The sequence below is a fragment of the Paracoccus acridae genome (assembly GCF_014642735.1).
In the GTDB taxonomy this organism is placed as follows: Bacteria; Pseudomonadota; Alphaproteobacteria; order Rhodobacterales; family Rhodobacteraceae; genus Paracoccus; species Paracoccus acridae.
Genome location: NZ_BMIV01000015.1, coordinates 40,276 through 51,688 on the forward strand (window position 1 = coordinate 40,276; position 11,413 = coordinate 51,688).

Consider the following 11,413-nt stretch of genomic DNA (forward strand, 5'->3'; position numbering starts at 1 on the left):
AAGATGATCCCTGTCTCGACCCGCCTCTTTCAGAACTTCCTTAGCTCCGTCATTGCGGAACATGTTTTCTCGGAAGCGGAACGAGAAGCCTATAACGGCCCCCTCGCCGTAACTCAGCAGAAGGACATCGCGGCCGGCAAGCGGATGGAATCCCGCACACCCCGTCTTATGATGATGTCCGGGAAGGGCGGCTACGTGGATCGAGAGGCCTTCTCTGCCCGACTGAAATTCCGAAACGTGACCCTTCTCGATCATCTCACCAGTGTGACCCGCGGTGCAGCCGTGTTCGCCGAGATCGATCTGAGGGAAGCGGGCATCCATGAGGACGTCCTTCCTGTCCGCCTCGCCCGGATTATGGCCACGGCGTTCCTCCATGATGCGGACAAGATGCTCGGCCTGTCCCGCAGCGACGCACTGACAGCAGCTCACATCATGGAGCTGATGGACCGCTACGGCATTTCGTCGTTTCTCGCCCTGCATGGTGCTCAGATACCGGCCGAGACGCTCCTGGCACGGATTAATGCCGTCGAGATCAGCCGCAGCAATATGAGTGCGCCCGGGATGAAGCTTCTTCGGATTGATGAGGCCAAGGATAGCCTCTACGTCCGGCTGGCTGACCGTCTCGATGGGATCTTCCTCGATACCACCCGCCCCATTGGCGATATTGTCAAAGAAATGGAGCGCTTCGAGGATCTTCAAACGAAGGCCGTGACGCAGGGTTGGACGGCCTTCAGCCTGAAGTCGCCGCACACGCCCTTCCTTCTCGACGAGCTTCAGCGAGCCTTCTCGGTGGCTGTTTACGATCGGAAGGGATGCCCTCCCCTCATCGAGGTGCACCATGACGGGGAGCTGCTTCTGGTGTGCCAGAAGGATGTCGCTGAGGAGGCGATGGAGGTGGCCCTGAGTTCAGCCTCGAAGCGCCTGCGGCTCGATCTTCGGATCGAGGTGAGCGCGCGAGGTGGTCGAGATATCATGGATGGCGGCGCTGAGATTGGAGACCTAGAAGAGGCCTTTGGGGATGACAGCCGCGAGGCGTCAAAGGCTCTCTATGTTCACGTTCATCTGTTGAACGACAATGCTTGGCGGCAGGTCATGACGGCGTTCTTTGGAGAACTCGGATTTGCGCCAACCTTCTCGGGGATCGAAAAGTTCACTGGCAAGCATTTCCAGCCTTGGTTCATATCCGATGAGGACGACCCTCGCTTGGCGATCCTGAGGGATGCCGCAAGCATCGTGATGGCCCTCGGATGCTCCGAGCCCACCGTAAAGGCGTTGGCTACTCAGGTACCGGACGCTGCCGTGCGAGAGCAGGAACTTCTCCAACTCGCCCTCGAACTCGGCCTCGAAGCTCCAGAATGGGTTAGAGAAACCAAGCATCAGGGTAGCCGCCAGTCGCTCCTCGCGGCCTGGATCGCTGCCCTTGGAGCACGCGACCCCGATCTGCGCCACCGTGTCTTCGGCTCCGATGGGCTACTGTCTCTATGGCTCTGCGGTGACGGCTCAGATCGTGCCGGTCTGTTCGAAAAGATCGGCGACCCAAGCAGCCGCTTCATTAGAGCGGCCCGGAAATGGCTCGACGTTACCCTTCGGCGCCGTTTCCTTGATGCGGAGGTCAATGCTCCCTTCGGTTATTGCCACTTTACCAATGCCCCGGTGACAGCCGAGGCTGCCATCAACTCGAAGTCTGGAATTGATGGTCTCAAAGTGAGTGCCTTCTCTGGGCGCGAAGGGCGGCCCGAGTCCCACGAGAGCGCTAAGTCGCAGACCCTCGTGGCGGACTTCGCCGTCGCCGAACATCGTCTGCGGACGATGCAGGCGGACAGGACGGGAAATTTTGCTGGGGATATTCCGGCCCACGTCTCCTCACCCACAGCCATGGGTCTCTTTGCGACCCTGGGCCTGAGCAGTGACCTCCGCGATACCTTTCTGGATCTCAATCACTACGACCTGATGCGCCTCGACCTGAAATCCGGGCGGAAGGTTTATGTGGACCGGGATCAGTATGGCGCGCGCAAGGTCTTTGCCCGGCATGTCAGCCTTCCGGCGCGGACGGCAGACCTGATCACGCTGATCCGCATGATGATGGAGTCCGCTCTCCGCCTTGGCCGCCCCGTCCATGTCTTCCAGGGAATGCCCTCGACGCAGGCTGGCTTTGTTTACTTCGACATCCTTCCGATGGCCCTGCGCAAAGCGTTTGGGGGCAACAGCCTTCGGATTGAACAGCTTCCGGAGGCAATCTTTTTCCTCGGGATTGCCGAGCAGCTTTGCGCAAGGGATATGCAGAACGTCGGCCTCGAGGTCGCGCTTCGGATCCTCGATCCGGAAACCCGTTTCGGCGCCACCTGTGAAGCGATCCTCATTCTAGACCGCCTCCCTGACGATCGTGCGAAGGCCTTGGTTGGTCTGCGCATGGCTCTCATGACCATCGCCAAAAAGGAATATGCAATGCAGGCTGAAAAGGGCAGTGCGCTCATCGAATTTGCCCGTGCTATGGCGCGGGTTCAGGCCGCACCAAAGCGGGACGCCAGCAACAACGAACTTAACCTTGGGCTCAGGATCGCCCTCGATACTGTCGAGGGTTGCATCCGGATCGGGGAAACATCCGAGGCAGCGATGGTTGCTGCCATCGCCGGTCAGCTCGAGGCCGAGTTTGAACGCTCAGCGCGCCTCGATCATCGAGGTTCTTTTAGAGACGGACCCTTTCCACGAAAGGCGGCGCATGACGCGGCAACCGTTTTCGTGACCCAGGCATGGCCCCAAACGTTTCGGAGCCGCCCGCCAGTCTCAAAGGACCGTCGCATCGCCTTCGCCATCTACCAGGTCTCCTTCACAGAGGAGTCTTACCGGCCCCGTTCTGGCGCCGAAACACCGCCCTTGGAAACAACTGAACCCGGTAAGTGAGGATCACCATGCCGATCAATGACATCAAGCCCTTCCTGGGCAATCTGGACGAACTCCTGTTTGAGGCTCAAGGCAAGGACAAGACCTACGCACAGCCTGCCTTGAAGAACTTAGGCTCCGTGACCCTTTTCGTCCTGCGTGAGGTCATCTCTCCAGCCTCCTTCCGTAATGCCGACGCCGAGATCACTGACATCGAGGTTGGTGGCGAGCGTCACGTGCGCGCAGTTGCGAACAAGTTTAAATTCGGAGAGCGCGCCCGAGGGCTCCAGGTCCTGCGGTTCTTCAACGCAGGCGGTACCTTGGCCCAGAACAAGACTGTACTCCGCAAGGGCGAGAAGGCTGGCGATCGCTTCGACCTGAACACCTTCGTATTCGGTGACAGCGCAACGCAGGATAACAAGTTTCTGCCTGTAAAGGCTGCGGCCCAGTATTCGGATGCAGTATCCCTGCAAGACTACGGCAGTTCGGTCGACCGAACCTTCCACAACCGCGCATCGGAGGATGGCACCCTCTTCAACGCGGAAACAAAGCAGCCGTCGGTGAACATCTTCGAACGGCACTTCGTGAAACCTGGCACTCTGCTTCTCCAGGCAATTTCGATGAACGGGCGTACGGCCCCGGCTGAGGCTCTCGACCATCTTCTGCTGTCGATCAGCCTCGCAGGCTCTTACGGAGGCCAGACCTCAATCTACGGCGTCAATGTAAAGAACCATGTGGTCGCAATTTGTGGAGGCCGCTTCGAGCGTGAACTCGCCAGTCCTTACGCCATGATCACCGCCCTTCGTACAGCCGGTGCCGACATCTCGACCGCCGATGCTGCAGCAACGGCGATCCGTGGACTGGTCGAGGACGCTTGGCCAGTTGTGGTCCCTGGAAGCGAAATCGCGGATCGCCAAAAGGGAATGATCTCTATGCTCGAGGGCGATGATGCCGAGATGCGCGCCAGCTATCTCGCGTCGGCCGGCAAAGTCTCGTCCTATTTCAACGCCTGGTTTGAAGGAATCAGTTGATGACCGTGCCCGGCGTCACCCCAGTACGGGCGACGACCCTGTCGCCGCTCCATTACCACAGCCTCCCTGTACCATCAGGCACGGCAACAATCGCGGAGTTTCTGGCTGACCGATCCATGAGCTATGCGATTGCCAATGCAATGGGAGCGCTTTCGTCCTCCGTGGCTCTTCCAAGGGTAAAGGACTACAGGCGGGACCTGGAGGTCCTGCCATGGATGGCGTCGGTGTTCACGGCGGTCAACCCGTCCCTCCTGCCCCAGATCGGTAAGCGGCTAAACCTGGACAGCGAGGGCGGCTACCAAAAGAAGATCATGGATGCCACCGGTACAGGCAACCTCAAGACCTGGTTCTACATCCAGGAGGTCGCCCCCGGAACGATTTACGAGGGTGCCATCTTTGGACCGGATCCATTCCTTATGGCAAGCGAGGCAGACGGCCGGAAAATCGATTACCTGATCATCCGGACTGGCCGCCACCTTGGTGGGATCGTCAAGCTGGAGCGAGCCCCTGATGTGGCAGCCGTACGTCTGAATGCCCACACGGCCCATCTCTTCGGCCAGGATCCGGCGACTGACCCGAATATGGAGGTTGATGTTTTCGCCCTCTACGACATGCAGTTCACAAGCCTGAAACCGCTTGAGGACGCAGCTCGCATCGTCGGCTCTTGGAGGACCTTTTGATGCCTGAGGAAGATCGGTGTTCATTCGTCATTCCACGGCACGCTGTTCCCGTGGGGGAGGAGGGACTTTCACCTCTTCAAGAGCAGATGCTCGACGCGCCGGAACCGGTACGGATCTTCTCGGCTCCTACAGGAGCGGGCAAGAGCTACGTTTTTCAAGTTGCAATGCGCAAGCGAGGGGCGCGGATCCTCTTCATTGTCCCAACCCGGCGCTTGGCCCAGAACCTTGCAGAAGGGCTTCGTCAGGACTTGCTCGATGTGGGCATGGCGGAAGACCAGGTTCTTGAACGGGTCTGTCTCTGGACGTCTGACGAGGGCCGCCGCATTCGGGCAGAGGATCCCAAGGCCGACGTGAACCGCCGCCGCATCCGGGAGATCCGGATGGAGGCGAGTCTTCCACAAGGGGGACTCATGATCGTTGCCACCCCAGAGAGTGTTGCTCACTACCTGCTAAAGCCTGCTTTCACTCAGGGTGGAGCCGATGTGCAGTCCATCGTCGATCTCCTTCGGCTCGACCATGTTGTCTTTGATGAGTTCCACACGATCGAGGCCCGCGGCATGGGTCTTTCAATGGCAATCGCGACCTTCCTGGCTCAGGATGCCACGGAAGCGAAGCTCACCTTTCTTTCAGCGACCCCAATAGATCTGGTCACCTCGCTCGTTCACTTTGGCATCCCGCGAGAAAGCATCCTTGTAGAAGCTGAAACGGTCGTGACTGGTGGACCTGAGGAGACTGTCGGCATGCGGGCGATCCATGGTGATGTTACCGTCACGTTCCGCCGGGATGGGTCGATGGTCGAGGCGTTGGAAGCCTTCCGCCGGGAGATCATCGAAACGTTGTCCCGCCCTAACGATAGCAAGGCAGGACAAGTAGTTCTAATTTTCGACTCCGTCCGGGATCTCCAGACATCGAAACAGGCCCTTGCAGCTTGGTTCGACGGGATCGGCATCAGTTGGGCAGAGCGGCTGGCGATCAGTTCAGTCGACGACTCGACCGATCTTGATCTGAATGGGCTTTTCGTCGTGGGCCGAGCTGCGGACCCGCTCAAGTACCGAGTGCTCATCGCAACAGCGAGCGTCGAGATGGGGGTGACCTTTCGAGCTGGGATGATCCTGATGAATCCCGGGCACGACCCCTGCTCCTTTGTTCAAAGGATCGGCCGGGTGGCACGGGGTGACATGGATGGTCAGGTCGTCGTCACATCATTCAGGTCAGAGAAGTCGGAGCCCGGATGGTACAGCCATGTTCGGCGTCAGTTGCTCGCGGAAACTCCGGTGGTTTCCATTGATCGCTTCATCGACTGTGTTCTGGACGGAGCGAGGGCGCGGTTTGACGTAACTGAGCATGATCTTGATCAGATTGATGGCACCTTCCGTAAGATGCCGCAGTCGGCGGCCTGGGCCGCCGCACTTTTCTGGTGCGCTATGGAGGAGGGACTGGTGAGGCGAGGATATAAAGGTATCCGAACCACGCTCAGGAATTACCGCCCGAAAAAGGCCGCAGCCATGGCGGCTTGGCTTGGTGAGTTAGGCAAGATCGAGCTGCATTCTGCTCAGAATTGGCGCCAGGCTTTCCTCCAAGAGGCGTTAAGGCTCCGGATGATCGCTCCAGCTGTCTCCTTGGTAGATCCTGACGGGAACCGCCGAAAGGTGCCATGGCACATCTGGGCTTCGGATGAGCGGCTGTCGAACATGCCGTCAAGGCTGCTCGATAATGGCGGGATCGAAGTCTCAATTCCCATGTCGCTTGAGCAGGCTCTAAGCGACCTGAGCTATGATCGGCGGGTACGGCAACGTGAACAGATCCTGCTTCCCCATGTCGGGGAAACACCCCTTCTCGAAATCAATCGTCTGGTTGAAGGCTGCCTGACGATCCTGCGCAAGGCGGAAAGAGATCATCTGAAGGCAGAGCAGCGGACCGCACGGGAAATTGGAGAGCGGCTGATCCGGCTTACTCGAATTGTGCCAACATTCGAGGGCCTCATGGATACAGCCAATAGCAATACAGCCCATTGATCGCTGAGGGGATATACTGGTTCTCCAGATCTAGGATCTTACAGAAGCTCATGATTTACGAGCTGCTGTTTGGGGCCATGAAGTGGACCTGTTGATTAGATGATGCCTCAGAGCATCATGCACTTGATAGGAATTACGGTCCGCATTGAGGCACACTCCTTTGAGCGTTAGGAACACTGCTTTTTGAAACTGTTGGAAAGCCATTAGTCCTGCTCCCAGCGGGGAGCAGGAGCCGCCTGTTGCTGACCTAACGGACCATCCCGTTACGCGTCCTTGTTCCCCATGAGGGGTTAGGAGAACGAGGTGTCGAACGAGGGCTTCGGCCTGCTGACCGTTCCTGTTCCCCTAAGGGGTTAGTGATAGCCCGGCACGAACCATTCGGGCGGGGTTGTAGTTCTCGTTCCCCATGAGGGGTTAGGAGATTTCCGGCATCACGGCCACGCGCTCGACAACCTCGCGTTCCTGTTCCCCATGAGGGGTTAGGAGCGTATCAACGATCCGCAAGCCAAGAAAATCTGGGCAAGTTCCCGTTCTCCATGAGGGGTTAGGAGGAGCTTGCGAAGCAAACAGCTGCCTTCGCCAAGGTGGTTCTTGTTCCCTATAAGGGGTTAGGAGATCAAAGATCCGGAAATCGTAATTAATGACTAAAAGCGTATTCCCGTTCTCCAGGAGGGGTTGGGAAGTCCCTGACTTCGATCAGGCCACGATGGACGGCAGAGTGTTCCAGTTCCCCATGAGGGGTTAGGAGATCCGGCACGGCAGGGGCGGGGACGAGCGCGCTCAGGTTCCAGCTCCCGTGAGGGGTTAGGAAAACGCCGACGGGCTGCCTGCGACCAACGACGCTTCCAGTACCAGTTCCCCAGGAGGGGTTAGGAGGAAGCCCAAGCCGCCGAACTGGCGCGGCTGCGTGAGGTGGGTTCTGTTCCCCCGAGGGGTTAGTAGCAGATGCAGCTGACCGGGCTGCCGCTCTACATGCCCGTTCCAGTTCCCCATAAGGGGTTAGAAGAAGCCCGACCTGAACGCCAAGCCCATCGCCGTCGTCGCGTTCCCCATGAGAGGTTAGGAGACCGATCCCGCCGCCTGCATCTCTCCTGCCCATGCCGCGTTCCCGTTCCCCAGGAGGGGTTGGGAAAACCTTCCGGCATGGGGTAAGGACCTGAACAACGAGGGTCCCCGCTCCCCGTGAGGGGTTAGGAGTTGTCTGGGCTGAGCCAACGATAGATCGAGCTCTGAAGGTTGTAGGTCCCCATAAGAGATTAGGAGGACGCCCTTACCGGGGAAGCGAAAGGGGACATTCGCACGTTCCAGATCCCCATGAGGGGTTAGGAGACAAGCGCGATGATGACTGCGGACCAGAAGGCACCAGGTCCCCGTTCCCCATGAGGGGTTAGGAGACGCATCCTCCAAGTTCGGCAGGGGGCGCGGGGCCGGGTCCCCGTTCCCCATGAGGGGTTAGGAGGCAATCTTCGGCAACGTCCTGAACCGGTCGCTGGACAGTTCCTGTTCCACATGAGGGTTAGGAGTATCCCGGCAAGGCGTTCCGTCGTCAGTCGGGCGCACGTTCCCGTTCCCTATGTGGGGTTAGGAGGTCGGAAACACTGTATTCGGCAAAGCCCTGGAGGAGTTCCTGTTCCCCATGAGGGGTTAGGAGACGGCCATTCAGTATTGTGTTGGGACGGGCGCTTGGGGTCCTCGTTCCCGTTCCCCATGAGGGGTTAGGAGGTAGCAAACCCCAACGTGCCCGCCGCGCCAACCGGCTTGTTCCAGCTCCCCATAAAAGGGGTTAGGAGTTCGTGGACCCAACACAGGTGATGGTTCCAGACTTGGAGTTTCAGGTCCTCATGAAGGGTTAGGAGCGTGTCTACCACTACATCCCGCTGCTGGCTGACCGCGTTCCAGTTCCTCACTAAGGGTTAGGAGATGCGCGATAACGGGCTGACCAAGGACAAGGCGATGAAGGTTCCCGTTCCCATGAGGGGTTAGGAGATCCTCTCGGAACGCGCTCGCCGTGAACAGATTATCACGTTCCTGTTCCTCATGAGCTGTTAGGAGATCACCGGCTTGAGCGCGACACGCTCGATCAGGCCCGTGTCTGTTCCCCATGAGGGGTTAGGACTTGCCGTCGGTGGTCAGCACGACGACGCGGCCCGCCACGTTCCAGTTCCCCATAAGGGGTTAGGACGCCCGTGGTGAAACGATTACCCACGCGCACCTGTCGGGTTCCAGTTCCCGATGAGGGGTTAGGAGCAGTCCGAATGGTATCAAGCCCGCTGGCTCGTCGCCCGTTCCCCATGAGGGGTTAGGAGACCCCCGAGGAAACCCCGATCTATTCCGCGATCGCCAAGTTCTAGATCCCTATGAGGGGTTAGGAGTACAAGGAAATTGCTCTTCCCGGCACCCTCCAGCCAGTTCCCATTCCCCATGAAGGGTTAGGAGGAATGCGTGATGCAGCTTGCGCCCACGCAATCGCTTGCCCGGGTTCCCGTTCCCCATGAGGGGTTAGGAGGGCAAAGCCGCCGAAGCTGACCTGATTATTGGCATCGGTTCCAGTTCCCTATGAGGGGTTAGGAGCAGAGATCGAAGAGCGCGCAGCCGAGCGGCAGGCCCGTTCCCCTTCCCCATGAGGGGTTAAGAGTTGAAGCCGGTCTTGCCCTGGCTGACCTCGGCCACGGGGTTCCAGTTTCCCATGAGGGGTTAGGAGTACGAAACGCTGCGGCCAGACCAGTCGCGCGGCATGGTTCCAGTTCCTTATGAGGGGTTAGGAGAAGATATGCGGCTCGGACTCTGCTGGTGAGGAAGGCTTGTTCCAGCTCTCCATGAGGGGTTAGGAGCAGGTCGAGCAGATCAGCGCCGACAACAACCCCCCAACCGTCCCCGTTCCCCATGAGGGGTTAGGAGACCGTCCGGGAGATGGCCAACCAGAGCGCGCAGGCTGGTTCCTGTTCCCCATGAGGGTTTAGGAGAGCATCAGGTGCGTCAGTTCGCGGACGCGGCCCGGAAGGTTCCCGTTCTCCAGGAGGGGTTAGGAATACGCTGTCCGCTTCAACGAAGCCGAGGTTGCCTGTATGTCCCAGTTCCCCGCCTGGGATTAGAAGGAAGCCCAAGCCGCCGAACTGGCGCGGCTGCGTGGAGTGGTTTCAGTTCCCCGCGAGGGGTTGGGAGTTCGTGACCCAACATAAGTGATGGTTCCAAACTTGGCTTCTTAGTTCCACATGTGGGGTTGGGAGAGACATGGGCGTCCTCCTTCTGCCGTAATGGGGCAGGTTCCAGTTCCCCAAAACGGGTTAGGAGCACTTGGCCTTGTCTGCGAGAGTCTGGGCCAGGACGCGCATCTGTTTCCGGTGCTCGCGTGCTTCAGCATTGGCCTCGTCCAGCATGCGCTCGATTTCTTTAAGGTGCTTGTGTATGTCCTGCAGAACCTCAAGCAGTTGCTCCTTGGTGACGGTCATCGCTGGCTCTCGGTCAGATCGAGGTGACATTCGATGCGGTCGAGGCGGTCCTTGAGGTGCTCGATCTCACCATCACTGGCCGAGGTTGCGGTAACAAGAGCGGACACCAAGTGATCAAGGGAGCTGAGCTGCCCGTTCATTGCGCGCATGCACATGCGCATTTCCCGCAGGTCAGCGTGCATATCGTCTTGGCGTTTAAGCAAGGCGTGCAGATGCTCAAGCACGAGGCTCTTGGTCTCGGTCATGACTTTGCCCCCACAAGCACAAGCATAACTACGATTGTGGCGGTAATGGCCCCCACCATCATCCAAGGCACGAACATCAGCCACGGATACTTGGCATCGCGCAGCTCGCGCTTCGCCAAGAGCAAGCGGGTCTCGGCGTTGAGCCTGCGCGTCTCCGCTTCCATGTCATCCTCGGTCATGCATTCCCCCTAGAAGCAATCGTGACGACCGTGCCAATGATCCTCTGCATTGCCGATCCAGACAAGCCCGGCGAGGATGCTCGCGATGACAAGCACGTGGCCTGTTTGCTGATGCCCACGCTGATGGACACGGCACAGCCAGGATGAAGGTGAGCCAGACCGATCGTGTCAGCCGCGAGAAGGTGCTGACAGCCGAAACTCCAGGGGATCGCGCTTCAAGGGCTGCGAGACAATCCAGGAGCGACCCGAGCCCGCTCTACACCAGTGCCTGCGAAAACGACCTGCGTGCCTGCATAACCAAGCGCCGGATCTCGGACAGCACCATGAGCGCCGCTGACCGGCAAGTCCGCGACGTCATGCTCGGGTTGATGAAGACCTGCCGAAAGCTCGGCATCTCCTTCTTTGCCTATCTCGGCGATCGCCTCGGCCTCAGCGGCACTGGAGAGCGCATCCCCCCGCTACCCGATCTGGTGGGCGTGCCACCGGCGTAAACTCACACCGCCGCGCAATCTGCCCCACTTACCTGCTAACAGCCTCAGCCAACTGAGTAGTATTTACCGGCTTAACTTTAGAGAGGCCTCAGTAATTCGCTGAAATGCGGATCAGGGGGACAGTCCGAGTATTGTTGATGTACAGCCGGTAAGCGGTTCTCTTTTGGCAATGTCTGCAGAGTGCCGTCAGAAGCCCACTCTGCGTTCAAAAAGACGCCTCTCGAACGGCTTTGGGCTACCGAAGTGCTGCCCTGATAGGAGAACGCGGGCCCGGTATCTGGCCACCTGCCCTTCTCAGCGACAGCGCCGGTCAGCGGCACCTTGGGTTGCACATGTCAACAAACGACCGTTTCATCGCGCCTTAGATAACTGTCTGAAGTGTTCGGTAGCTTGAAGGTACAGAAGCACCACCTCCCCGAAACCTTCCTGTCCGCATCGCGCTC

At 58.9% G+C, this 11,413-nt stretch carries 8 protein-coding genes; 5 read left to right on the forward strand and 3 right to left on the reverse strand.

Translation table 11 applies throughout. The features are described from left to right. Window positions 1-3 precede the first annotated feature (3 nt). Genes IEX25_RS16225 through IEX25_RS16240 form a run of 4 tightly spaced genes read left to right on the forward strand, consistent with a single transcriptional unit; the run spans window position 4 to window position 6,606 of the window. Complete coding sequence (locus tag IEX25_RS16225; protein WP_188716396.1) at window positions 4-2,901, forward strand: hypothetical protein; 2,898 nt, start codon at window positions 4-6, stop codon at window positions 2,899-2,901. A gap of 8 nt (window positions 2,902-2,909) precedes the next feature. After that, window positions 2,910-3,911, forward strand: a complete 1,002-nt coding sequence (gene cas7d / locus IEX25_RS16230; protein WP_188716397.1) for a type I-D CRISPR-associated protein Cas7/Csc2 — start codon at window positions 2,910-2,912, stop codon at window positions 3,909-3,911. Further along, on the forward strand, window positions 3,911-4,591 hold the full coding sequence (locus IEX25_RS16235; RefSeq protein WP_188716399.1) for a hypothetical protein: 681 nt from the start codon (window positions 3,911-3,913) through the stop codon (window positions 4,589-4,591). The genes cas7d and IEX25_RS16235 overlap by 1 nt, the downstream gene beginning before the upstream one ends. After that, window positions 4,591-6,606, forward strand: a complete 2,016-nt coding sequence (locus IEX25_RS16240; RefSeq protein WP_188716402.1) for a DEAD/DEAH box helicase — start codon at window positions 4,591-4,593, stop codon at window positions 6,604-6,606. The genes IEX25_RS16235 and IEX25_RS16240 overlap by 1 nt, the downstream gene beginning before the upstream one ends. A gap of 3,284 nt (window positions 6,607-9,890) precedes the next feature. On the opposite strand, the gene IEX25_RS16245 is transcribed toward IEX25_RS16240, so the two are convergent. From IEX25_RS16245 to IEX25_RS16255, 3 genes are read right to left on the reverse strand one after another with little or no spacing between them, the layout of a single operon-like run. Beyond that, window positions 9,891-10,055: a hypothetical protein gene (locus tag IEX25_RS16245; protein WP_188716404.1), complete on the reverse strand. Its 165-nt coding sequence runs from the start codon at window positions 10,053-10,055 to the stop codon at window positions 9,891-9,893. Beyond that, complete coding sequence (locus IEX25_RS16250) at window positions 10,052-10,300, reverse strand: hypothetical protein (RefSeq protein ID WP_188716405.1); 249 nt, start codon at window positions 10,298-10,300, stop codon at window positions 10,052-10,054. The genes IEX25_RS16245 and IEX25_RS16250 overlap by 4 nt, the downstream gene beginning before the upstream one ends. Beyond that, window positions 10,297-10,479, reverse strand: coding sequence for a hypothetical protein (locus IEX25_RS16255; protein WP_188716407.1), 183 nt, complete (start codon window positions 10,477-10,479; stop codon window positions 10,297-10,299). Before IEX25_RS16255 ends, IEX25_RS16250 begins: the two co-directional genes overlap by 4 nt. A gap of 149 nt (window positions 10,480-10,628) precedes the next feature. On the opposite strand from IEX25_RS16255, the gene IEX25_RS16260 reads away from it, so the two are divergent. Then, entirely contained in the window at window positions 10,629-10,970 is a 342-nt protein-coding gene (locus tag IEX25_RS16260) for a hypothetical protein (RefSeq protein WP_188716409.1), read from the forward strand. Window positions 10,971-11,413: the final 443 nt, after the last annotated feature.

What these genes read in the sequence shown, in the direction of transcription:
- IEX25_RS16225 (WP_188716396.1), top strand. Translation starts at nt 4, where the DNA reads ATGATCCCTGTCTCGACCCGCCTCTTTCAGAACTTCCTTAGCTCCGTC.
- cas7d (WP_188716397.1), top strand. Translation starts at nt 2,910, where the DNA reads ATGCCGATCAATGACATCAAGCCCTTCCTGGGCAATCTGGACGAACTC.
- IEX25_RS16235 (WP_188716399.1), top strand. Translation starts at nt 3,911, where the DNA reads ATGACCGTGCCCGGCGTCACCCCAGTACGGGCGACGACCCTGTCGCCG.
- IEX25_RS16240 (WP_188716402.1), top strand. Translation starts at nt 4,591, where the DNA reads ATGCCTGAGGAAGATCGGTGTTCATTCGTCATTCCACGGCACGCTGTT.
- IEX25_RS16245 (WP_188716404.1), bottom strand. Translation starts at nt 10,055, where the DNA reads ATGACCGTCACCAAGGAGCAACTGCTTGAGGTTCTGCAGGACATACAC.
- IEX25_RS16250 (WP_188716405.1), bottom strand. Translation starts at nt 10,300, where the DNA reads ATGACCGAGACCAAGAGCCTCGTGCTTGAGCATCTGCACGCCTTGCTT.
- IEX25_RS16255 (WP_188716407.1), bottom strand. Translation starts at nt 10,479, where the DNA reads ATGACCGAGGATGACATGGAAGCGGAGACGCGCAGGCTCAACGCCGAG.